Annotated in this window: 21 protein-coding genes; 14 read left to right on the top strand and 7 right to left on the bottom strand. The window is 70.7% G+C overall.

Going from position 1 to position 21,957, the window contains the following annotated elements:
* Window positions 1–69: 69 nt before the first annotated feature.
* The 3 genes from AB0H54_RS03020 to AB0H54_RS03010 all read right to left on the bottom strand — a co-directional run bounded on the left by AB0H54_RS03020 (window position 70) and on the right by AB0H54_RS03010 (window position 1,997).
* Complete coding sequence (locus AB0H54_RS03020) at window positions 70–939, bottom strand: phosphatidylcholine/phosphatidylserine synthase (RefSeq protein WP_355274344.1); 870 nt, start codon at window positions 937–939, stop codon at window positions 70–72.
* Window positions 936–1,649: a phosphatidylserine decarboxylase gene (locus AB0H54_RS03015; RefSeq protein WP_355274346.1), complete on the bottom strand. Its 714-nt coding sequence runs from the start codon at window positions 1,647–1,649 to the stop codon at window positions 936–938. Before AB0H54_RS03015 ends, AB0H54_RS03020 begins: the two co-directional genes overlap by 4 nt.
* Before the next feature lie 75 nt (window positions 1,650–1,724).
* Window positions 1,725–1,997, bottom strand: a complete 273-nt coding sequence (locus AB0H54_RS03010) for a GlsB/YeaQ/YmgE family stress response membrane protein (protein WP_355274349.1) — start codon at window positions 1,995–1,997, stop codon at window positions 1,725–1,727.
* Between the two features lie 239 nt (window positions 1,998–2,236).
* Between AB0H54_RS03010 and AB0H54_RS03005 the strand changes: the two genes are divergently transcribed.
* From AB0H54_RS03005 to AB0H54_RS02985, 5 genes are all read left to right on the top strand, one after another.
* Window positions 2,237–3,265, top strand: coding sequence for a beta-ketoacyl-ACP synthase III (locus AB0H54_RS03005; protein WP_357342371.1), 1,029 nt, complete (start codon window positions 2,237–2,239; stop codon window positions 3,263–3,265).
* A gap of 191 nt (window positions 3,266–3,456) precedes the next feature.
* Complete coding sequence (locus AB0H54_RS03000; protein WP_357342370.1) at window positions 3,457–3,636, top strand: hypothetical protein; 180 nt, start codon at window positions 3,457–3,459, stop codon at window positions 3,634–3,636.
* Between the two features lie 46 nt (window positions 3,637–3,682).
* A complete protein-coding gene (locus AB0H54_RS02995; RefSeq protein WP_357342369.1) occupies window positions 3,683–5,350 on the top strand; it encodes an FAD-dependent oxidoreductase in 1,668 nt (555 codons plus the stop codon).
* A 13-nt stretch (window positions 5,351–5,363) separates the two neighbouring features.
* Window positions 5,364–6,833 (top strand): ATP-binding protein, encoded by a 1,470-nt coding sequence (locus AB0H54_RS02990; protein WP_357342367.1) that lies wholly within the window; start codon window positions 5,364–5,366, stop codon window positions 6,831–6,833.
* Complete coding sequence (locus tag AB0H54_RS02985) at window positions 6,833–7,186, top strand: UBP-type zinc finger domain-containing protein (protein ID WP_357342366.1); 354 nt, start codon at window positions 6,833–6,835, stop codon at window positions 7,184–7,186. The genes AB0H54_RS02990 and AB0H54_RS02985 overlap by 1 nt, the downstream gene beginning before the upstream one ends.
* 6 nt (window positions 7,187–7,192) lie before the next feature.
* Here the strand turns inward: AB0H54_RS02985 and AB0H54_RS02980 are convergent, their stop codons facing one another.
* On the bottom strand, window positions 7,193–7,591 hold the full coding sequence (locus tag AB0H54_RS02980) for a hypothetical protein (RefSeq protein ID WP_357342364.1): 399 nt from the start codon (window positions 7,589–7,591) through the stop codon (window positions 7,193–7,195).
* 173 nt (window positions 7,592–7,764) lie between these two features.
* Here AB0H54_RS02980 and AB0H54_RS02975 point away from each other — a divergent pair, with 173 nt between their 5' ends.
* The 9 genes from AB0H54_RS02975 to mnhG all read left to right on the top strand — a co-directional run bounded on the left by AB0H54_RS02975 (window position 7,765) and on the right by mnhG (window position 18,644).
* A complete protein-coding gene (locus AB0H54_RS02975; protein ID WP_357342363.1) occupies window positions 7,765–9,969 on the top strand; it encodes an AAA family ATPase in 2,205 nt (734 codons plus the stop codon).
* Between the two features lie 62 nt (window positions 9,970–10,031).
* Entirely contained in the window at window positions 10,032–11,291 is a 1,260-nt protein-coding gene (locus tag AB0H54_RS02970; protein ID WP_357342361.1) for a hypothetical protein, read from the top strand.
* A gap of 63 nt (window positions 11,292–11,354) precedes the next feature.
* Window positions 11,355–12,626 (top strand): hypothetical protein, encoded by a 1,272-nt coding sequence (locus tag AB0H54_RS02965; protein WP_357342360.1) that lies wholly within the window; start codon window positions 11,355–11,357, stop codon window positions 12,624–12,626.
* A 113-nt stretch (window positions 12,627–12,739) separates the two neighbouring features.
* Entirely contained in the window at window positions 12,740–15,526 is a 2,787-nt protein-coding gene (locus AB0H54_RS02960) for a Na+/H+ antiporter subunit A (RefSeq protein ID WP_357342358.1), read from the top strand.
* Window positions 15,523–15,906 (top strand): Na(+)/H(+) antiporter subunit C, encoded by a 384-nt coding sequence (locus AB0H54_RS02955; protein ID WP_357342356.1) that lies wholly within the window; start codon window positions 15,523–15,525, stop codon window positions 15,904–15,906. Before AB0H54_RS02960 ends, AB0H54_RS02955 begins: the two co-directional genes overlap by 4 nt.
* Window positions 15,903–17,498, top strand: a complete 1,596-nt coding sequence (locus AB0H54_RS02950; protein WP_357342355.1) for a Na+/H+ antiporter subunit D — start codon at window positions 15,903–15,905, stop codon at window positions 17,496–17,498. The genes AB0H54_RS02955 and AB0H54_RS02950 overlap by 4 nt, the downstream gene beginning before the upstream one ends.
* The gene (locus AB0H54_RS02945) at window positions 17,495–18,055 is read left to right on the top strand and encodes a Na+/H+ antiporter subunit E (protein ID WP_355274378.1); all 561 of its coding nucleotides are present in this window, start codon (window positions 17,495–17,497) and stop codon (window positions 18,053–18,055) included. The genes AB0H54_RS02950 and AB0H54_RS02945 overlap by 4 nt, the downstream gene beginning before the upstream one ends.
* A complete protein-coding gene (locus AB0H54_RS02940; RefSeq protein WP_355274380.1) occupies window positions 18,052–18,312 on the top strand; it encodes a monovalent cation/H+ antiporter complex subunit F in 261 nt (86 codons plus the stop codon). The genes AB0H54_RS02945 and AB0H54_RS02940 overlap by 4 nt, the downstream gene beginning before the upstream one ends.
* On the top strand, window positions 18,309–18,644 hold the full coding sequence (mnhG, locus tag AB0H54_RS02935) for a monovalent cation/H(+) antiporter subunit G (RefSeq protein WP_355274383.1): 336 nt from the start codon (window positions 18,309–18,311) through the stop codon (window positions 18,642–18,644). Before AB0H54_RS02940 ends, mnhG begins: the two co-directional genes overlap by 4 nt.
* Here the strand turns inward: mnhG and AB0H54_RS02930 are convergent.
* The 3 genes from AB0H54_RS02930 to AB0H54_RS02920 are packed head-to-tail and all read right to left on the bottom strand — an operon-like array spanning window position 18,641 to window position 21,880.
* The gene (locus AB0H54_RS02930) at window positions 18,641–19,984 is read right to left on the bottom strand and encodes a DUF5933 domain-containing protein (RefSeq protein ID WP_357342352.1); all 1,344 of its coding nucleotides are present in this window, start codon (window positions 19,982–19,984) and stop codon (window positions 18,641–18,643) included. The genes mnhG and AB0H54_RS02930 overlap by 4 nt on opposite strands.
* 50 nt (window positions 19,985–20,034) lie before the next feature.
* Complete coding sequence (locus AB0H54_RS02925) at window positions 20,035–21,177, bottom strand: glutamate--cysteine ligase (RefSeq protein ID WP_355274388.1); 1,143 nt, start codon at window positions 21,175–21,177, stop codon at window positions 20,035–20,037.
* 10 nt (window positions 21,178–21,187) lie between these two features.
* On the bottom strand, window positions 21,188–21,880 hold the full coding sequence (locus AB0H54_RS02920) for a superoxide dismutase family protein (RefSeq protein WP_357342350.1): 693 nt from the start codon (window positions 21,878–21,880) through the stop codon (window positions 21,188–21,190).
* Window positions 21,881–21,957 lie beyond the last annotated feature (77 nt).

Below are 21,957 nucleotides of genomic sequence, written 5' to 3'. Positions count from 1 at the left end.
GCGCGGTATCCCGCTCCCCGGATACCGCGCCGACAGCCGACAACCTCGCGGCCCGCGGGCCGCCGAAACTCAGTCCCGCGGACGACGCAACCGCAACCGGGCCGACCCGCGGATCGCCGGACGCCGGATCTGCGGGATCCGGCTCTGCGCGCGCCGCTGAGCCCGCCGCTCGGACGGCTTGTGCTGCCAGGTCTCCGGCCGCGCCGCGACCCAGCGCGCCGAGCGCCAGGCGAACGGGATGTGCGCCAGGTAGAGGCCGACCAGGATGAGCAGCAGCACGATCGGGTAGGTCACCAGCAGGGCGGCGGCCAGCGCCACCAGCACCAGCAGACCCGCGGCCGCCTGCGGGGCGACCGAGACCGACTTCATCGCCAGCGTCGGGATGGTGCTCACGCACAGCAGCGCGGCGAAGATCGTCCACGCGGCGACGAAGGCGAAGCCGTCCCACCAGCCGTCCCCGAACTGCACCTTCAGCGCGATCGGGACCAGGGCGATCAGCGCGCCCGCCGGCGCGGGCACGCCGACGAAGTACTCACGCGCCCAGTTCGGGCGGGAATCGTCGTCGAGCAGGGTGTTGAAGCGGGCCAGGCGCAGCACCAGGCTCACCGCGTACAGCAGGGCGACGATCCAGCCCGCGCTGTAGCCGTCGAGCAGGGTGACATAGAGGACCAGCGCGGGCGCCACACCGAAGGAGATCGCGTCGGAGAGCGAGTCCAGTTCGGCGCCCATCTTGCTGGTCGCGTCGAGCATCCTGGCCAGCCTGCCGTCGAGGGTGTCGAGCACGGCGGCGGCGCCGACCATGGCCAGCGCCACGTCCAGCTCGCCGTCGAGCCCGAATTTCACCGCGGACAGGCCGGCGCACAGCGCGAGGATGGTGACGACGCTCGGCAGCAACCGCACCGAGCGCGGGCGCTTGCGGCGGGCGGCCTGTTCGATCATCCCAGCACAGCCAGGACTGTTTCGGCCCCGATCGTGCGCTGGCCGGGGGCGACCAGCAATTCGGTGCCCACCGGGAAGTACGTGTCGACCCGCGAGCCGAACCGGATCAGGCCGTAGGTGTCGCCGATGGTGAGCACGTCGCCCGCGCGCGCGTCGCAGACGATGCGCCGCGCGAGCAGACCGGCGATCTGCACGACCACGACCTGCTTGCCGTCGGCGGTGTCGATCACCATGCTGTTGCGCTCGTTGGCGTCGCTGGCCTCGGGCAGGTCGGCCGAGAGGAACTTGCCCGGCTGATGCAGCACCTCGCGCACGGTCCCGGACACCGGGACGCGCTGCACGTGCACATCGAGGACCGACAGGAAGATGCTGACGCGCGGCAGCGGCTGATCGCCCAGGCCGAGCTCGGCGGGCGGCACCGCGGTGTCGACGAGGGCGACCTCACCGTCGGCGGGCGCGACGACGACGCCCGCCCGGTTCGGCGGCACCCGGTGCGGATGCCGGAAGAACGCGGCGCAGGCGGCAGCGGCGGCGAGACCGGCCCGGCGCACCCATTTGTTCCGTCCGCCGACGACCGCGACCGCGAGCGGCGCCGCGACGAACGGCAGGCCGGCGGGGTGTAGCGGAGGTACAGCGGCCCGCACCAGGTCGACGACATGGCCGACGCCGGTGGTTTCGGGCGTGCCGGGCGGAGTGGGGCGGCGTGCCACGGGCTCCCTCTTTCGTGGTGTGACGACAACGCAAGCGTTCACACCTTACGGGAACCCCGCCGCATCCACCCGTGGTCAGTGTGCCGCTTTACGCCCTGTGAACAGCTTCACCAGGAACAGCAGGACGCAGGCGCCCGCCAGACAGGTGAAGAAACTGAAGATCCAGCCCGCCCCCTCGACATCGACGCCGAAGAGACTGAGGACGAATCCGCCGAGCAGACCCCCGACGACGCCGACGACGATGTTGAGCAGGATGCCCTGCTGCGCGTCGGTCTTCATGAACTTGCTCGCAATCCAACCGGCGAGGCCGCCGATGATGATCCAACTGATTATCCCGAGTCCAAGCATGGTGTCCTCGTTCCCTCGATGGGTCGGCGAGCAATCGCCTTGTCTCCAAGGTATACCCCGGACCAGTTGTGACATAAGACACGAATCGGCCGAGCGAACGCGCTAATATGAGGAAGCCTCATGTCTGCCCGTTCACATGTTGTCCACGCGGGAGTCATGGGCGATGAGCGACGGATTTCGATGCTTCGGGTACACCCAGCGGTGCGACCGCAGGTTGACAGGTACATAGGAGACGCAACATGGCTGCTCGAATCGCCCAGACGACTGGGGCTGAGCACACCGCGATTCTCGGGTTGGGCGTCTACCGCCCGGCCCGGGTGGTCACGAACGACGAGGTCGCGGGGCCGATCGACTCGAGCGACGAGTGGATCCGCACCAGATCGGGGATCAAGACCCGGCGCTTCGCCTCGGCCGAGGAAACCATCCAGACCATGAGCGTCGCCGCCTCGCGCGACGCCCTGGCCGCGGCGGGCATGGCGGCCGACGAGGTCGACTGCGTCATCGTCGCGACGTCGACCCATCTGCTGCTCACCCCGGCCATCGGACCGCAGATCGCCACCGAACTCGGCATGACCGGCGCCGCCGCCTTCGATATCTCGGCGGGGTGCGCCGGGTTCTGTCACGCCCTGGCGCTGGCCTCGGATCTCGTGCGCGCGGGCACCTCGAAGAACGCGCTGGTGATCGGCGTGGAGAAGCTGACCGACACGGTCGACTTCACCGATCGCTCGACGGCGTTCCTGTTCGCCGACGGCGCGGGCGCGGTCGTCGTCGGCCCGGCCGAGGACCAGGGCATCGGCCCGACCGTCTGGGGTTCGGACGGCACCCAGCACCACGCCATCCGGCAGAACAAGGACTGGATGGAGTTCTTCGCCGAGATCGACGAGAAGGGCACCGACGCGGTGCGCCCCTACCTCGCGATGGAGGGCACCGCGGTGTTCCGCTGGGCGGCGCACTCGCTGGAGAAGGTCTGCCGGGACGCGATCGACCGGGCCAGCCTCACCACCGAGGACCTCAACGCGATGATCCCGCACCAGGCCAACGGCCGGATCATCGAGATCATGGCCAGGGTGCTCCACCTGCCCGCGGACTGCGCGCTGGCCAACGACATCGAGGACTCCGGCAACACCTCGGCAGCGTCGATCCCGCTGGCCATGGAGGCGCTACTACGCAAGGGCGAGTCGAAGCCGGGCGACACCGCCCTGCTGATCGCCTTCGGCGCCGGACTGTCCTACGCCGCACAGGTTGTCACGCTGCCCGACTGGCGCTAGCCCGACCAGCAACTTCGCCCACCGCGACGGTGGTCTGCCCCCGCGCAGGCCACCGAGCGGTGGGCTCGCCGTGTCCACGCTGTCCCGCTTGCACCAACTCGGACATGCTGGCAAACTCTTCGCTAATCGCCGTTGCTGATCGACGATGCTCAGCTCCCAGCGTTCCCGTCGTCAACCCGAGGTGATCGGCCGTGAAAATGCGCTCCTTCCTGCCACGCAGGCACACCAACGACGTCCCGCTGCTGCCGACCATCGAGCCGGAGGACGGCTCCGTGCTGCGCGCCGCCCTCACCCGCCGCAAACGCGACGAACGCCTCGAACGCCTGCTCACCCCCAGCGAACTGGATCTGGTGCTGCACAACCAGCTCTGACCGCGCGCGACGGCGCGGCACCGCCGCGGAGGGGGATACTTCTCTGGTGAGCACTCCAGCGGTAACCAAACCGGCCATTCTGAGCGTCGACGACGATCCCGGGGTCTCCCGGGCGGTGGTGCGTGATCTGCGCCGCCGCTACGGCGCGGACTACCGGATCCTGCGGGCCGAGTCGGGACCGCAGGCGCTCGAGGCGCTGCGGGAGATGAAACTGCGCGGCCAGCCGGTCGCGGTGCTGATCGCCGACTACCGGATGCCGGGCATGGACGGCATCGAATTCCTGGAGCAGGCGATGGACCTGCATCCCTACGCGCGCCGCGTCCTGCTGACCGCCTACGCCGACACCAACGCCGCGATCGACGCGATCAACGTCATCGATCTAGACCACTACCTGCTCAAGCCGTGGGACCCGCCGGAGGAGAAGCTCTACCCGGTGCTCGACGGCCTGCTCGACGCCTGGCGCAGTGCCGAGCAGCGCCCGGTGCACGAGACGAAGGTGGTCGGCGATCGCTGGTCGCCGCGCTCCTCGCAGGTGCGGGAGTTCCTGGCGCGCAACCAGCTGCCGTATCGCTGGTACCCGGTCGACGAACCGGAGGGCGCGCGGCTGCTCGAGGCGGCGGGCGCCGATCCGCTGGCCTGTCCGGTGGTGATCACCGCGGCGGGCACCGCCCTGATCCAGCCCAGCGACAGCGAACTCGCCGAGAACGTCGGCCTGACCGTGCAACCCAGCGGTGACTTCTACGACCTGATCGTGGTCGGCGGCGGCCCGGCCGGGCTCGGCGCCGCCGTGTACGGCGCATCCGAGGGACTGCGCACGGTGCTGGTGGAACGCACCGCGACCGGCGGGCAGGCCGGGCAGAGTTCGCGGATCGAGAACTACCTGGGCTTTCCCGACGGCTTGTCCGGCGCGCAGCTGGCCGATCGGGCACGGCGCCAGGCCACCAAGTTCGGCGCGGAGATCATCACCACTCGCGATGTCGTCGGGCTCGAGGTCAACGGATCGGCGCGCACGGTGCGCTTCGCCGACGGCGGCACGCTGTGCGCGCACACGGTGCTGATCGCGACCGGCGTCGACTACCGGCGTCATCCGGCCCCCGGCGTCGACGAATTCACCGGCCGCGGCGTGTACTACGGCTCGGCGATGACCGAGGCGGCCGAGTGCGCCGAGCAGGACGTCTACATCGTCGGCGGCGCCAACTCCGCCGGGCAGGCCGCGGTGTTCCTGTCCCGCAATGCCCGTCGCGTGCACATCGTGGTCCGCGGCGACGCGCTGGAGAAGTCGATGTCGCACTACCTGATCCAGCAGATCGCGCAGATCCCGAACATCGTGGTGCACACCGAGACCGAGGTGGTCGGCGTCGACGGCGACGATCACCTGGAGCGGATCGTGCTGCGCGACAACCGCAACGGCACCGAGGACAAGGTCGAGGCGCAGCGGTTGTTCCTGTTCATCGGCGCCGCGCCGCAGACCGGCTGGCTCGACGGCGTCGTCACCCGCGACAACGCGGGCTACGTGGTGGCCGGACCCGACCTGATGGTCGACGGCGCCCGCCCGCCGGGCTGGGAACTGCCCCGGCCACCGCATCACCTGGAGACCAGCGTCCCCGGCGTCTTCGTTGCCGGGGACGTGCACGCCGAATCGGCCAAGCGGGTCGCCTCCGCGGTCGGTGAGGGCGCCATGGCGGTCATGCTCGTCCACCGGTATCTGGCATGAGAGGACAGCGCGAATGACCGACAGCATGCTGATCTGCGATCCGAACGAACTGCGCACCCTGTTCCTGTTCGAGAAGCTCGACGACGACCAGCTCGCGCAGCTGTGCGAGGCGGGCCGGATCGAGTACATCGACCCGGGCCCGGTCTACCGCGAGGGCGAACCGGCAACCTGCTTCTACGTGCTGATCGACGGCGCGGTGCGGCTGACGAAGCTGTCCGGCGGCATCGAGATCGAGATCAACCGCACCGACCACCGCGGCGTGTACGCGGGCGCCTGGATGGCTTACCTCGGCGACAAGGTGAGCCAGGACTACGCGGGCTCGATGTACGTCGAGCGGCGCTCCCGGTTCCTGGTGCTGGCGGCCGCCGACTTCGCGCGGATGGTCAAGGACTGGTTCCCGATGGCGGTGCACCTGCTCGAGGGCGCGTTCTACGGCGGGCAGAAGTCCAGCCAGCGGATCGCCGAGCGGGAGCGGCTGCTCGCGCTCGGTTCGCTCTCGGCCGGGCTCACCCACGAGCTCAACAACCCGGCCGCCGCCGCGGTGCGGGCCACCGCGGGCCTGCGCGAACGCGTCGCGGGCATGCGGCACAAGCTCAAGATGATGGCCACCGGCAAGTTCCCGCCCGAGGCGCTGGTGCACCTGGTCGACCTGCAGGAACAGGCGGCCGAGCGGGTCGCCAAGGCCCCCGATCTGTCACCGCTGGAGGCCGCCGACCGGGAGGATGCGCTCGCCGACTGGTTCGACGACCACGGCATCGCCGACGGCTGGAACCTGGCGCCGACCTTCGTCCAGGCCGGCCTGGACATCGACTGGCTCGAGGGCGTGCACGCGACCCTGGAGGCGTGCCAGGCGCAGGTCTTCGAGGGCGCGATCCGCTGGCTGAACTACACCATCGAGACCGAGCTGCTGATGAACGAGATCGGCGACTCGACGGCCCGCATCTCCACCCTGGTCGGCGCGGCCAAGCAGTACTCGCAGATGGACCGCGCGCCCTACCAGGTGGTCGACCTGCACGAGCTGCTCGATTCCACGCTGGTGATGCTCAACCGCAAGCTCGGCGACGGCGTCCAGGTGGTCAAGGACTACGACCGCGCGCTGCCGCCGGTCCCCTGCTTCGCCGCCGAACTCAACCAGGTGTGGACCAACCTGATCGACAACGCGGTCTACGCGATGGGCGGCGCCGGCACCCTGACGGTGCGCACCTACAAGGAGAACGATTGCGCCGTCGTCGAGATCGGCGACACCGGGCCCGGCATCGCGCCCGAGGCCAAGGGCCGGATCTTCGAGCCGTTCTTCACCACCAAACCGGTCGGTGACGGCACCGGACTCGGCCTCGACATCTCGTTCCGGATCGTGGTCAACAAGCACAACGGCGACATCCGGGTCGAATCCGAACCGGGCGACACCCGTTTCATCGTCCGCCTGCCGCTCGATCCCCAGGCGGACAACGACAGCACCCCGTCGAACACAGGAGATCAGTGATGGCCGAAGAGTTCGAAGGTATCGATACCAGCGTCCCGCCGAGTGGCGCCGGTTGCCAGGAGTGCGACGCCGCGCGGGGCTGGTGGGTGCATCTGCGCCGCTGCGCCGAATGTGGGCACGTCGGCTGCTGTGACAGCTCGCCCAGCCAGCACGCGTCGAAGCACTTCGCCTCGACCGGGCATCCGTTCATGCAGAGCTACGAGCCCGGCGAGGACTGGTTCTACAACTTCACCACCAGCGAGATGTACAGCGGTGGTCCCGAACTCGCGGCGCCGACCAGTCACCCGGTCGGCCAGTCCGTGCCTGGACCGGCCGACCGGGTGCCTGCGAACTGGCAGTCACTGGTCCACTGAGCAGCGCTACGGCGTGATCCCGGCGGCCTCGGCGACGGTCTTGTCGGCGTTGCCCGGCGCGAGGCAGACCAGCTTCGCGGTACCGAGTGCCACATTCGGGCTGCCCTCGAAGGGGCTGCCCGGGTTGGCCGCCAGGATCTGCTCGATCGCCTGCTTCTCACCGTCGGTGTCGAGTTCCTTGAACTGACCGCAGGTGATCTTCGCGCCGGTGGCGGCGGCGGTGGGTGCGGCGCTCGACGTCGTCGTCGCGCCCGCCTTGGTCGTGGTGGTGGCACTCGCGCTCGCGCTCGAGGTCGGTGTGCCCTTGCGCAGCCCGCTCGCGTCGGCGGTGTCGTCGGAACCGCATCCGGCCACCGTCAAGCACAACGCCCCAGCAGCCAGGACGACGAGGGAGATTCGATTCATCTGCAGCTTTCCCCGGTGGATCGCGGCGCCGGCACCTCCGGCGCGTCCGGTGCAGCGTACCGGCTGGTTGCGGTGGTTCGTCATGTCAGCCACTTTCGCCCCTCGACCTTGCGGTCTGCCAAAGGATCGCTCATCGCCGGAGCGAATTCGCCGGGACGCGGCAGAATGGCACAGTGGCTGAACTCTCGCTGACCGCCCGGCTCAACCCTTCGGCGGCCGATGCCCGGCGCGGGGTGGTGCGCCTGCACCCCGAGACGTTGACCGCGCTCGGCCTGCGCGAATGGGACGGCATCGGCCTGACCGGCGCCCGCAGGACGGCGGCGGTGGTGGCCAAGGCCCCGGCGGGCACCCCGCCCGGCGTGGCGCTGCTCGACGACGTGACGCTGTCGAATGTGGGGCTGCGGGAGAACGCGGCGGTGACGGTCGCGCCGGTGACGGTCTACGGCGCCAAGCAGATCTCGCTGAGCGGATCGGCGCACGCGACGGCCAGCATCCCGGCGGCCACGCTGCGCCAGGCCCTGCTCGGCAAGGTCGTGACGGTGGGCGACACGGTGTCGCTGCTGCCGCGCGATCTCGGCCCCGACATCAGCTCGGCGGCCGCGACCCAGGCGCTCTCGCGCGCCTTCGGCATCGCCTGGACCACCGAGCTGCTCACCGTCACCGCGATCGATCCGATGCCGGGACCGGTGAGCGTGCAACCCAATTCGGCCGTCGGCTGGGGCCGGGGCCCGGCCGCGATCATGCACGCGATGGAACGCGACGCCGATCCGGGCCAGAACGGCCTGCCCGCGGACGTGGTGTCGGTGAGTTCGGGCAGCGCGCCGATCCAGGTGGAGGAGCTGGCCGGGGTGCAGGGGCAGGCGGCCAAGCTGTCGGAGTGGCTGAGCCTGGCCCTCGACGAGCCAGAGCTGCTGAAAACACTGGGGGCACCGGCACACCTGGGTGTGCTGGTCACCGGACCGGCCGGGGTCGGCAAGGCGACGCTGGCCAGGGCGGTCGCCGCGCCGCGCCGGGTGGTGGAACTCGACGGGCCCAGCGTCGGCGCGATGGAGAGCGGCAGCAGGCTGCGCGAGGTCGCCGAGGCCGTCGGTGACGTCGCCTCGGGTCAGGGCGGCATCCTGCTGATCACCGATATCGACGCGCTGCTGCCCGCCGAAGCCGAGCCGGTCGCCACGCTCGTCCTCGATCAGCTGCGCGCCGCGATGCGCGCGCCGTGTGTCGCCCTGCTGGCCACCACCGCCCATCCGGCGCAGGTGGATTCGCGTCTGCGCGCGCCGGACCTGTGCGATCGCGAACTCGCCCTGCCGCTGCCGACGGCGGTGGTCCGGCGCGCGCTGCTCGAGCAGCTGCTGCGCAAGGTGCCCGCCGGCACGCTCGACCTGGATCTGGTCGCCTCGCGCACACCGGGTTTCGTGGTCGCGGACCTGGCCGCGCTGTGCCGGGAGGCCGCGGTGCGCGCGGCCGGGCGGGCCAGTCGCGAGCAGACCGAGCCCGAACTCGCGCAGGACGATCTGGTCGGCGCGCTCGACGTCATCCGGCCGCTGTCGCGTTCGGGGACCGAGGAATTGGCGATCGGCTCGCTCGACCTCGACGACGTCGGCGACATGGTGGAGACCAAGCAGGCGCTCACCGAGGCGGTGCTGTGGCCGCTGCGGCATCCCGATTCCTTCGCCCGGCTCGGCATCGACCCGCCGCGCGGGGTGCTGCTCTACGGTCCGCCCGGCTGCGGCAAGACCTTCCTGGTGCGGGCGCTGGCCGGGACCGGTCAGCTCAGCGTGCACGCGGTGAAAGGCGCCGAGCTGATGGACAAGTGGGTCGGCTCCTCCGAGCGGGCGGTGCGCGAGCTGTTCCAGCGCGCCCGCGATTCGGCGCCGTCGCTGATCTTCCTCGACGAGGTGGACGCGCTGGCGCCGCGGCGCGGGCAGAGCAGCGACTCCGGGGTCTCCGATCGGGTGGTCGCCGCGCTGCTCACCGAACTCGACGGCGTGGAACCGCTGCGCGATGTGGTGGTCCTCGGCGCGACCAACCGCCCCGAGCTGATCGACCCCGCCCTGCTGCGGCCGGGACGGCTGGACCGGCTGGTGTTCGTGCCGCCGCCCGACGCCGCGGCCCGGCTCGACATCCTGCGCACCGCGGGTCGCTCGGTGCCGCTGGCGGCCGACGTCGACCTGGCCGCCCTGGCCGAGGACCTCGACGGCTATTCGGCCGCCGACTGCGCGGCCCTGCTGCGCGAGGCGGCGCTCTCGGCGCTGCGCCGCGATATGGCGGCCGCCGACGTCACCGCCGAGGACGTCGCGACCGCGCGGGCGAGCGTGCGGCCGTCGCTGGATCCCGAACAGGTCGAGTCGCTGCGCCGGTATGCCGAGAGCCGGGCCTGACCGATCCCGAATCGTCGACAACGTCGCAGCTAGACGGGCCTTTCGGCGAGTATCGTCGAACTGTGCCCACGTTCGGGGATGGTGTGGATGCGGTCACGGCGTTCGCAGGTGCCGCGATCGCGGGAATCGCGCTGTTCGTGCCGTTCACCTCCCGCTCCAGCACGGTGATCGACACCCCCTATCAGGTCGCCGGGTGGGCCAACAGCGTTCCCCGCGCGACCACCCTCGGACTCATCGTCGCCGTCGTCGTCGCCGCGCTGATCCGGCCCGGACTCGACTGGCTGGTCGCCGCCTGCGCCGCCGCGGCGCTGGGGTTCAACTACTTCGTCGGCCACACCATGGACTCGGCCGAGGTGCTCACCACCCAGAACTATGTGAACGCGCTGTTCGGCGGCGTGATCTTCGGCGCCCTGTGCCTGTGTTCGCTGCGCTTGCGCTGGGCCGCGGCCGGTTTCGCGCTCGGCTCTGTGGTGGTGTTCGTGTACGGCGAGGTGATCGCGCTGGTCACCGAGAACATGCTGACGACGACGGACCGGGCGGTGCACAGTCCGTCGGGGCTGATCATCGCCGCCGTCGTACTGCTCGCCGTGAACACCGTCCGGCACCGGCACACCATCAAGCCACCCGCCGGGCCGTCGGCCACCGCCGAGCTGCCGATGATCCCGATCGTGGCCGCGACGGTCCTGTCGCTGTCGCTGCTGCTGGCCACCGAATGGCTGCAGCGGGAGTTCGCCGAGGGACCTCAGGGGTTCTGGCGGATCGCGCTCGCGGTGACGGTCACGGTCGTCGCCGCGTTCGTCGCGGCCACCCTGCTGCCCGGCCGCGACGGTGCGGGGGTGCTGGTCGCCGTCAGCCTGGCGGCCGCGGGCGACTCGGTCATCGACGGCCCGAGCCTGGGCTGGAAGATCGTGCTCGTGCTCGGCGCGGCGGCGGCGGGCATCCTGGCCGGGCAGCGGTGGGCCTCGCCGTGGGCCGCGCTGTGTTTTGTCGCCGCCATCTGCGTGTTCGTCACGTTCTCCGCCCGCCTGCCGTGGACGTTCGCCTGGACGGCAGGCGCGCTGGCGCTGGCCGTGGTCGCCGGGTACGTGTTCGGCTCGATCCGGGTCGCCCACGGGCCCAGCGCCGTGCTCGGCCTCGGCGCGGTGTACCTGCCGTCGATCCTGTGGTCGATTCCCACCGGTCTGCGGAACTGGCCGACCGGCGCCGCCCCGGTGTCCGAAGCGACGGCGGGCCGGGTCGCGCTGGCCATCACGATCGGCGGCGCGGCCGCGCTGCTGCTGCTGTACCGGATCCGGTCGGACGAGCCGGCGCCCGCGGCATAGCCGTACCGGCGATCCGATCGTGATATCCCAGGTAGGGCGGTTTGCGCCGGTATCGTCGAAGAGGTGCCCAAGATCCGGGATGGTCTGGACGCGGTGACGGCGTTCGCCGGGGCCGCGGCGGCGGGAATGTCGCTGTTCCTGCCGTTCACCTTCGGCGCCGAGTCGGTCGACTCGCCGTACCGGGTCACCAGCCTGATCAACAGCGTGCCGCGCGCGGCGGCGCTCGGGCTCATCGTCGCCGTCGTCGTGGCGGTGCTGGCCCGGCCGATCACCCGCCCCGGGCTGGTCTGGCTGGCCGCCACCTGCGGGGCGCTGGCCCTGGCGATCAACTATTTCATCGGCCGGACGATGACCTCGACCGACGTGCTCACCACACAGAACTACATCGATTCGCTCTGCGGCGGCGTGCTGTTCGGCGCGCTCGGCATCTGCGCGCTGCGCTTGCGCTGGCCCGCGGTCGGCTACCTGCTCGGGGTCGTGACGGTGTTCGTCTACGGCGAGGTCGTCGCCGTGTTCAGCTCGAACACCTCGGCCACGGCCAGCAAGTCGGTGCACACCCCGGCCTGGCTGGTGATCGCCGCGGTCGTCCTGCTGACGCTGAACACCCTGCGGCACCGGCACGGCATGATGCCCGGTATCCCCCGCCTCGCCGCCGACCTGCCGATCACCCCGATCGTGGCCGCCACCGTGCTCGCGCTGACGCTGCTGGTCGCCACCGACTGGCTCGATCGCGAATTCGACGACCTGAACGGCAACACCTGGCAGATCACGCTGGCCGTGGTGGTCACCCTGGCCGCCGCCTTCGCCGCCGCCACCCTGCTGCCCGGCCGCGACGGCGCGGGCGTGCTGATCGCGGTCAGCCTGGGCGCCGCGGCCGACTCGCTGGCCGACGCGACGAGTCTCGGCTGGCATCTACTGCTCGTCCTGCTCGTCGCCACCGCCGCCATCCTGGCCGGGCTGCGCTGGTCGAGCCCGTGGGCCGTGCTGCTCGGCGCGGCCGTGATCTGCCTGTTCGCCACCGTGGCCGAGCGGTTTCCGTGGGCGTTCGCGTGGACGGCGGGTCTGCTCGCGCTGACCGCCGTCGCGGGCTTCGCCGCCGGTTCGCTGCGGGTCGGCTACCTGCCCAGCGCCGTGCTCGGCCTCGGCGCGCTGTACCTGCCGTCGATCCTGTGGTCCATTCCCACCCGGCTGCGGCACTGGCCGACGGGCACGACCTCCGTCGACGAGAGCATTCCCGGCTGGGTCGCGCTGACCATCACGATCGGCGCCGCCGCCGGGCTGGCCGTGCTCTACCGAATCCGGCCCGCCGACAACGAATCCGCGCCGCGGCGATAGCCGAACCGTCGGCGACATGGCCGACGCGACAGCGCCGGTGCCGCGAAACCCGGCACGATCGCCCGTAGGATCGGGGCGCACTACTCGACCGCCACCGAAAGACGGAGGAGGAGTTGCTCGCCGTTCTACTCGCCCACGCGCTGGCCGCACTGGTGGCCCCGCTGTGTGTACGAGTGCTGGGCCGCAACGCTTTCTACCTGCTCGCCCTGGTTCCGCTCGGCAGTCTGGGCTGGGTGCTCGCGCACTGGGGCACGACCGTGCGCACGCATGTGCAATGGGCGCCGCAGATTTCGATGGACATCGACCTGCGCTTCGATTCCCTCGCCGCGGTGATGTGCACGCTGGTGCTCGGCATCGGCGCGCTGATCCTGGCCTACTGCGGCCGCTACTTCGATCGCGACGAGGTCAGGCTCGGGGTCTTCGCCGCCGAGCTGATCGGTTTCGCCGGTGCCATGTTCGGCCTGGTCACCAGCGACAACATGCTGCTGCTGTACGTGTTCTGGGAAATCACGACCGTGCTGTCGTTCCTGCTGGTCGGCCACTACGCCGAGCGGGCGGTGAGCAGGCGGGCGGCGATCCAGGCGCTGCTGGTGACCGGTGCGGGCGGGCTGGCGATGCTGGTCGGGATCATCGTCCTCGGCAACCGCTACGGCAGTTTCCTGCTGTCGGATCTGCTCGCGACCGCGCCGCCCGGCGGGACGGCGGTCTCGGTCGGGATCGGGCTGGTACTCATCGGCGCGATCAGCAAATCGGCGATCGTCCCGCTGCACTTCTGGCTCCCCGGCGCGATGGCCGCGCCGACCCCCGTCAGCGCGTATCTGCACGCGGCCGCGATGGTGAAGGCGGGCATCTATCTGGTGGCCCGGCTCGCGCCCGCCTTCGCCCAGACCCCGCCCTGGCACGCGATGCTGCTGCCGCTCGGCCTCGTCTCCATCCTGCTGGCCGGCTGGCGGGCGATGCAGGTATACGACCTCAAGCTGGTGCTGGCGTTCGGCACCGTCAGCCAGCTGGGCCTGCTGATGACGATGATGGCGATCGGCACGCCGGACGCGGCGCTGGCCGGGATCACCCTGCTGGTGGCGCACGCGCTGTTCAAGGCCTGTCTGTTCATGGTGGTCGGCATCATCGATCACGGCGCGGGCACGCGCGACCTGCGTGAGCTGTCCGGGCTCGGGCGGCGGGCGCCGTGGTTGTGCGCGACCGCCGTCGTCGCCGCGCTGAGCATGGCCGGGATCGCGCCGCTGCTCGGCTTCGTCGGCAAGGAGTCGGCGCTGACCTCGGTGTGGTCGGCGGAGGTGCTGACGACCCCGGTCAAGCTGGCCGAGCTGGCCGGCATCGCGATCGGCTCGGCGTTCACGGTGGCCTACAGCACCCGGTTCATCTGGGGCGCGTTCGGCAAGACCGCGGATCCGGCCCGCCCGATGACCTGGCACGCGCCGGGCGCGCTGCTGCTCGCCCCGCCCGCGGTGCTCGCCGTGGCGGGCGTCGCGGGCGGGCTGGACACGACCGACGTCGACCGCTGGCTGAGCCCCTACGCCCACACACTGCCCGGCGAACTGGACGCCCATCTCGCGCTCTGGCACGACCTCACCTGGCCGCTGGTGCTGACGCTGTTCATCATCGCCGCCGGTGTCGCGCTGTTCCTGATCCGCGGCCGGATCGACGAACCGGTCCATCCGCGCCTCGGCAACGCCGACCGCGCCTACGACGCCGCGCTGCGGGCGATGGACCGGCTCTCGCTGAAGATCACCGGCACCGTGCAGTCCGGCTCGCTGCCCGCCAGCCAGGCCACCATCCTCGGCACCCTGATCGTGCTGCCGACGGTGCTGCTGGCGCTGGGCACCCGGACCGGCGTGGAACTGCGGCTGTGGGATTCGCCGCTGCAAGCCGCGATCGGGGCGATCATGATCGCGATGGCGCTGGCCGCGACGGTGCTGCGCAACCGGTTGGCCAGCGTGCTCGTCGTCGGGGTCACCGGGTACGGCTGCGGCGTGATCTTCGCGCTGCACGGCGCGCCCGACCTGGCGCTGACCCAATTCCTGGTCGAGACGCTGACGCTGGTGATCTTCGTGCTGGTGCTGCGCGCGTTCCCCGCCGAGATCGCCGAGGACCAGGCGACCGCCTTCAAGGTCCGCCGGGCACTGCTCGCGATCGGCGTCGGGATCACCGTCGCGGTGCTGGCCGCGTTCGCCACCGCCGCGCGGCGCGCCGAACCGATCTGGCAGGCCATCCCGGACGCCGCCTACCGGATCGGCGGCGGCAAGAACGCGGTGAACGTGCTGCTCGTCGACATCCGCGCCTGGGACACCCTGGGCGAGATCTCGGTGCTCGTCGTCGCCGCGACCGGCGTCGCCTCGCTGGTGTTCCGCAGCAGACGCTTCGGCAGCGCGCCCCGCGCGGCCGACGCGCCGAACTACGATCCCGACGCGGTGAGCTGGCTGCCCGCCGCCCGGCTGGTCGACCGGCGCTACCGCTCGATGGTCCTGCAGATCACCACCCGGCTGATCTTCCCCACCATCATGGTGCTGTCGGTGTACTTCTTCTTCTCCGGGCACAACGCGCCGGGCGGCGGCTTCGCGGGCGGCCTGGTCGCCGGGCTCGCGCTGACCCTGCGCTACCTGGCGGGTGGACGCTACGAACTGGGCGAGGCGCTGCCGGTCGACGCCGGGCACCTGCTCGGCGCCGGGCTCACCCTGGCCGCTGGCACCGCGACCGCCTCGCTGCTGCTCGGCGCGCCGCCGCTGTCCTCGGCGATCATCGAGGTGACGCTGCCGGTGCTCGGCCACATCAAGCTGGTCACCGCGATGTTCTTCGACCTCGGTGTCTACCTGGTCGTGGTCGGCCTGGTCCTCGACGTGCTGCGCAGCCTCGGCGCCCGCCTGGACAAGGAACTCGTATGAGCGCGAACCTGATTCTGCTGATCACCATCGGCGCGCTCACCGCGTGCGGGGTGTACCTGCTGCTCGAGCGGGTGGTCTCGAAGATGCTGCTCGGGATGATCCTGCTCGGCAACGCGGTGAACCTGCTGATCCTCACCATGGGCGGCCCCGACGGGCGGCCGCCCATCCTCGGCAGTTCCGACACCGCGCACGAGGGCATGGCCGATCCGCTGGCCCAGGCCATGGTCCTCACCGCCATCGTCATCACCATGGGGCTGGCCGCGTTCGTGCTCGCGCTGGCCTACCGCTCCTACATGCTGACCACCAGCGAGGACGTCGACAACGACCCCGAGGACGCGCAGATCGCCGCCCGGCGGGAACAGGAGGATCCCGAACAGTGACCCTGTCCCCGGATCTGCTCCCCGCCCTCGCCGCGCTGCCGGTGCTGGTCCCGCTGCTCGGCGCCGCGGCGACCCTGGTGTTCGGCCGCCGCCCACGGCTCCAGGCGATGATCTCGCTGAGCGCGCTGACGTGCGTGCTGGTGATCAGCGCGCTGCTGCTGTACCTGGCCGATCGCGACGGCACCACCGCGGTCCAGGTGGGCGGCTGGCCGTCGCCGATCGGGATCACGCTGGTGGTGGACCGGCTCTCGGCGGCGATGCTGCTGGTGTCGGCCTTCGTGCTGCTGGTGGTGTCGATCTACGGTGCGGGCCAGAACATCTCCGACGGCGACGAGCACCAGCCGACCTCGATCTACCGGCCCACCTACCTGGTGCTGACCGCGGGGGTCTCGACCGCGTTCCTCGCCGGCGACCTGTTCAACCTGTTCGTCGGCTTCGAGGTCCTGCTGGTCGCCTCGTTCGTGCTGCTCACCGTCGGCGCGACCGAGGAGCGCATCCGCACCGGCATCGCGTATGTGATGGTGTCGATGGTGTCGTCGCTGATCTTCCTGATCGGCATCGGCATCACCTACGCCGCCACCGGAACCCTGAATCTGGCGCAGCTGGCCGTGCGCCTGGACGCCACCCCGAGCGGCGTGCGCACCGCCTGCTACGCGGTGCTGCTGGTGGCGTTCGGGATCAAGGCGGCGGTGTTCCCGCTGTCGAGCTGGCTGCCCGACTCCTACCCCACCGCGCCCGCGCCGGTGACCGCGGTCTTCGCCGGTCTGCTCACCAAGGTCGGGGTGTACGCGATTATCCGCACCCACACCCTGTGGTTCCCCGACGGCGCGTTCGACAACATCCTGCTGGTGTGCGGACTGGCGACGATGCTCGTCGGCATCCTCGGCGCGATCGCGCAGACCGATATCCGGCGACTGCTCTCGTTCACCCTGGTCAGCCACATCGGCTACATGGTCTTCGGCATCGGCCTCGCCACCACGGCGGGGCTGACCGGCGCGGTCTTCTACGTCGCCCACCACATCCTCGTGCAGACCGGGCTGTTCCTGGCCGTCGGTCTGATCGAGCGCCAGGCGGGGTCGGTCTCGCTGCGCCGGATCGGCGGGCTGGCCACCGCGAGTCCGCTGCTCGGCGTGCTGTTCCTGGTCCCCGCGCTGAATCTCGGCGGCATTCCGCCGTTCTCGGGGTTCATCGGCAAGGTCGCGCTGCTGGAGGCGGGCGCGGCCGACGGCAGCGTGCTGGCCTGGGTGCTGGTCGCGGGCTCGGTGATCACCAGCCTGCTGACGCTGTACGCGGTGGCGCGGGTGTGGAGCAAGGCGTTCTGGCGACCGCGCGAGGAGGCGCCGGAGGGTCATCTCACCGCGGCGAAACCGCCCACCCTGGTGGAGGATTCCACCGATGTGCACTACGAGGACCGCACCGACCCAGGCCGGATGCCCGCGCTGATGGTGCTGGCGACCGCGAGCCTGGTCACCGCCGGGCTGGCGCTGACGGTGCTCGCCGGGCCGATCCTCGGCATCGCCGAACGGGCGGCCGCCGACCTGGACGATCCGGCGGTCTACATCGGTTCGGTGCTCGGATCGGAGCCGCGATGACGCTCGGGCGGCTGGTCAACCGCGACAACGTGCTGCGGATCGGGGTGCTCGCGTGGCTGACCGCGGTCTGGGTCGCGCTCTGGGGCGACCTGAGCGCGGCCAATGTCGTGGCCGGCTTCGTCGTCGCGCTGATCGTGGTCTTCGCGCTGCCGCTGCCCATGGTCCCGGTGACCGGCCGGTTCCATCCGCTGTCGTTCCTCGAATTGATCGTGGTCAGCGCCTATTACGCGCTCGAGTCGAGCGCGCAGGTGGCCTGGTTCGCGATCCGGCCCGCCGGTCCACCGGTCTCCGGTGTGCTGCGCGTGCACCTGGGCATCCAGTCCGATCTGGTCCTGGTGATGGCCACCGACCTGCTGAACCTGATTCCCGGCACCATGGTGCTCGAGCTGGACCGGCCGCGGTGCGTGGTCTACGTCCACGTGCTCGACGTGGGCAGCGAGAAATCGGTGCTGAAGTTCTACCGCACCACCCGGCGATTGGAGCATCTGCTGATCAACGCCTTCGAACGGCCGAGCGAACGCCGCAGGCTCGACCCTGGCCCGGAGGTGCGGTCATGACGGTCGTCGCCGTGCTCGCGGGCATCCTGCTGACCGCCGCCGCGGTGATCACCAGCTACCGGGTACTGGCCGGGCCGAGCACCCTGGACCGGGTCGTCGGGATCGACTCGCTGATGGCCATCGCCGCGTCCGGGCTCGCGGTCTGGGCCGCCTACAGCAACGACACCACGGTGATCCCGGCCATCGTGGCGCTGGCCCTGGTCGGCTTCCTCGGCTCGGCCGCGGTCTCGCGCTTCCGCGTCAGGGACGACCGATGACGGCGTGGGAGTGGGTCTCGGCCGTGCTCATCCTGACCGGCTGCGTGCTCGCGGTCACCGCCGCCATCGGCATCGTGCGCTTTCCCGACACCCTCACCCGCATGCACGCCGCGACCAAGCCGCAGGTGGTCGGGCTGGTGCTGGTGATGATCGGCACCGGCATCGACATCAGGGGCGACGTCAACGTCTGGATGCTGGTGCTGACCGGCCTGTTCACCATCATCACCGCGCCCGTCATCGCCCATCTCCTCGGCCGCACCGCCTACCGTGAACAGCGGCACCGCGACGGCCTGCTGCGGATCAACGAGCTCGGCCGCGACGCCGACGACTAACCGACGACCGGCGCGAGCTCCCGCCGCGGCGCCGCCGCGAACCAGGTCGCGTGGAACGCCGCGGCCACCGCCGCCAGCAGCCCGAGGACGACGGCGCCCGCGAGCACCGGGTATTCGGCCATCGGCACCGCGAGGTACCGGAACGACAGCAGCAGCGCGGCGAACACCACCGCGCCGAAGCCGACCATCCGCACCCGGAACGCGCCCCAGCCGCGTTCGGGCGCCCGCAGCGCCGACTCGACGGTCAGGCACAGCACCGCGCCAGCCACCAGATCGACGCCGTAGTGGTACCCGAACCCGAGCGTGGCGGCCACGGTCGCGGCCAGCCAGAACGCGCCGCCCCAGCGCAGCCAGGCCGGCGCCCGTGACCCGTCGACATCGCGGCGGGTGTGGATGAACAGCGACAGCGCCCAGGCGGTGTGCATCGACGGCATGCAGTTGCGCGGGGTGAACGCGTCGAACGGCAGCGCGGCCGGGTTGTGATCGATCGGCGGCAGCAGCGAGGGCCAGAAGTTGCCGACCTGGAAGCCGTGCCCGTCCGCGCCGAACGCGAACATCGGCCCGACGACCGGGAACAGCACGTAGAACAGCGGACCGACCAGACCGAGCACCAGGAACGTGCGGACCAGGTAGTGCGTCGGCCACTCCCCCGTCGGGACGACCCGGCGCAACTGCCACACCGCGACCACGATGGCGGCCACCGGCAGCTCGATGTAGACCCAGTGCAGCACGCCGTACACCTCGGGCCCGAGCACCTCGAGCACCCGGCCGAGGACCCAGGACGGGTCACCGAGCGCGTGATCGGCGAGGACCAGGTATTCGTCGAGCACCGAGGGCCGCACCGCCGAGGTGACGTGCAGCCACACATCGCCCACCTTGGTCGCGAGCACCAGCAGCGCGCCCAGCGCCGCCGCCTTCAGCGCGTCGGTGCGTTCGCGCCCACGCCAGCGCACGGCCGCCACGATCACCAGGCCGGTCAGGACGATGGTCGGTCCGTTGCCGACGGTGAACGGCTTGCCGTCGAGCAGCCGCAGCGCGACGTAGATCGCGTCGACCCCGATCGCGGCGGCCACCGCGTACAGCCGCCTGCGCGCGTTCACCCCGACGAGGGCGAGCAGCAGACCGGCCCACGGCACCGACATCGATTTCGGCGTCCCGATGTAGTCGCGCGCCAGGCTCGCGAGCGGGCCGTCGAACCCGCTGACCCAGGCGGCGATCTGCAATCCGACCAGCAGCGCGAGCACCGCCGACACCGCGACGACGGCGAGGGTGCGTGGCTCACGCAGACGGCTCCGTTGGGCGGCACCCCCCGCATCGGTGCGCGGATGTTCGACAAGCATCCAGCCATCGTAAACGGCGGGTTAACGCCACCCCGCCGTGCAGCTGAACGCTACTGATCCAGCTCCCGCACCAGCGAATCCACGACGGCGACAAGATCACCCTGCGATTGCGCCGCGACTCGGCGTTGCCGCTGGTAGGAGGCACCGTGGCGGGGAATGTCGGCGACCGAGGCCAATTCGTCCGAGCAGCCCAAACGCTTGGCGGTCGGCTCTAGTTTGTTCAGCAGTTCCATCAGATCGTCTGTGACCAAACGCTCATTGCTGGCGTCGTCGACGATCACGATCGCGTCGAGCCCATAGCGCGCGGCGCGCCATTTGTTCTCCTGCACGTGCCACGGCGGCAGCGTCGGCAGGTCCTCGCCCGCGTCCAGCCTGCGTTCCAGATCGACGACGAGGCAGTGGATCAGCGCGGCCACCGCGGCCAGTTCGGCCCGGCTGGACAGCCCGTCGCACACCCGGATCTCGATGGTGCCCCACTTGGGCGCGGGCCGGATGTCCCAGTGCATGCCGCCGAGCTGTTCGAACACACCGGTTTTGAGCTGGTCGTGCACGAAACCCTCGAACTGCGGCCAGTTCTCGAACTGGAACGGCAGCCCGGCGGTCGGCAGCTGCTGGAACATCAGCGCGCGGTTGCTGGCGTAGCCGGTGTCGTCGCCGGACCACATCGGCGAGGAGGCCGAGAGCGCGAGCAGATGCGGGTACGACAGCAGCAGCGAGTTCAGGATCGGAAAGACCTTGTCCCGGTGCGAGACTCCCACGTGCACGTGCACGCCCCAGATCAGCATCTGGCGGCCCCACCACTGGGTGCGCTCGATCAGCTCGTCGTAATGCGGTGAGCGGGTGAGCTGCTGGGCCGACCACTGCGCGAACGGATGGGTGCCCGCGCAGAACAGGTCGACGCCGAGCGGATCGGCCGCGCGGCGCACCGCGTCCATGGTGCCGCGCAGGTCCTCGACCGCGCCGCCGACCGTGTCGTGCACACCGGTCACCAATTCGACGGTGTTGCGCAGCAATTCCTTGGTCACCTGGGGCGTGCCGTCGTGGGCACGCCGGTCACCGACGGCGTCGAAGACCGCCGAGGCGGTGTTGGACAGATCGCGCGTCACCTTGTCGACGAGCGCGATCTCCCATTCGATGCCGATGGTGGGCCGGGGCGAACCTGGGAAGGGTACCGACTGGATTGCCCCGGCCATGTGCGTCTCGCTAACCGACCACGCCGCAGGCGACCCGGGAGCCCGCGTCACCGGTGGACAGCGTGGTCTCGTCGGGGCCGGTGCCACCCTCGCGGGTGTACCGGGACGGGATGTTGCCGAAGTTGTCGGCGCCGGAGTGCACGATCAGCGCCTTGCCCTTGATGTTGTCCAGGGTGACGGTGTCGGTGCGGGTGACCAGCTTGGCGGTGCCGTCGGCACCGACCTGCAGCGAGGTCAGGTCGCCGCTGGCCGGGTGCGCGTTGGCCGCGCCGACCTGCAGATGACCGCCGGCCGAGGTGAAGTCGCCCTCACAGGTGCCGTTCTGGTGGAAGTGCAGGCCGTGGAAGCCCGGGGTGAGGCCCTGCGCCTCGACGGTGACCACCAGGTGGCTGCCCTCGGTGACGAAGGTCGCGGTGCCGACGCTCGCGCCGGAACCCGACTTGAGCTCGGTCTTCAGGCCGCCGGCCGCGGGCGCGCCGTGGTCGCCGCCGCCGTGGTTCGCGGTCGTCGGGGTGCCGTGGCCGCCGCCGTGCTCGGTACCGGAACCCGCGGGCGCGGGCGAGCTGGTCCACACCGGCGGCGTGGTTCCCTTGACGTCACTCGACTCCTGGCTGTTGGAGCAAGCGGCGAGCCCGAACGCGGCAACCGCCAGCACCGGGGTCACAATGCGCCAGGACGGGCGACGAGTTGTCGACGTGGCCATCAGGGAACTCCTTTACGAGTACCGAGTTTAACGAGTAAAGCTGGGTGGACAGGGGCTGTACCGCTCAAGATGATGCC

The sequence above is a fragment of the Nocardia sp. NPDC050718 genome, assembly GCF_040654235.1.
Lineage (GTDB): Bacteria > Actinomycetota > Actinomycetes > Mycobacteriales > Mycobacteriaceae > Nocardia.
This window is presented reverse-complemented; position numbering and strand designations above follow the sequence as displayed.

Excerpts from the sequence above, each read along its gene's own strand:
- AB0H54_RS02980 (WP_357342364.1), bottom strand. The coding sequence starts at position 7,591 with ATGAATCGAATCTCCCTCGTCGTCCTGGCTGCTGGGGCGTTGTGCTTG.
- AB0H54_RS02930 (WP_357342352.1), bottom strand. The coding sequence starts at position 19,984 with ATGCTTGTCGAACATCCGCGCACCGATGCGGGGGGTGCCGCCCAACGG.
- AB0H54_RS02925 (WP_355274388.1), bottom strand. The coding sequence starts at position 21,177 with ATGGCCGGGGCAATCCAGTCGGTACCCTTCCCAGGTTCGCCCCGGCCC.
- mnhG (WP_355274383.1), top strand. The coding sequence starts at position 18,309 with ATGACGGCGTGGGAGTGGGTCTCGGCCGTGCTCATCCTGACCGGCTGC.
- AB0H54_RS02945 (WP_355274378.1), top strand. The coding sequence starts at position 17,495 with ATGACGCTCGGGCGGCTGGTCAACCGCGACAACGTGCTGCGGATCGGG.
- AB0H54_RS03010 (WP_355274349.1), bottom strand. The coding sequence starts at position 1,997 with ATGCTTGGACTCGGGATAATCAGTTGGATCATCATCGGCGGCCTCGCC.
- AB0H54_RS02955 (WP_357342356.1), top strand. The coding sequence starts at position 15,523 with ATGAGCGCGAACCTGATTCTGCTGATCACCATCGGCGCGCTCACCGCG.
- AB0H54_RS02990 (WP_357342367.1), top strand. The coding sequence starts at position 5,364 with ATGACCGACAGCATGCTGATCTGCGATCCGAACGAACTGCGCACCCTG.
- AB0H54_RS03020 (WP_355274344.1), bottom strand. The coding sequence starts at position 939 with ATGATCGAACAGGCCGCCCGCCGCAAGCGCCCGCGCTCGGTGCGGTTG.
- AB0H54_RS03005 (WP_357342371.1), top strand. The coding sequence starts at position 2,237 with ATGGCTGCTCGAATCGCCCAGACGACTGGGGCTGAGCACACCGCGATT.
- AB0H54_RS02920 (WP_357342350.1), bottom strand. The coding sequence starts at position 21,880 with ATGGCCACGTCGACAACTCGTCGCCCGTCCTGGCGCATTGTGACCCCG.
- AB0H54_RS02985 (WP_357342366.1), top strand. The coding sequence starts at position 6,833 with ATGGCCGAAGAGTTCGAAGGTATCGATACCAGCGTCCCGCCGAGTGGC.
- AB0H54_RS02940 (WP_355274380.1), top strand. The coding sequence starts at position 18,052 with ATGACGGTCGTCGCCGTGCTCGCGGGCATCCTGCTGACCGCCGCCGCG.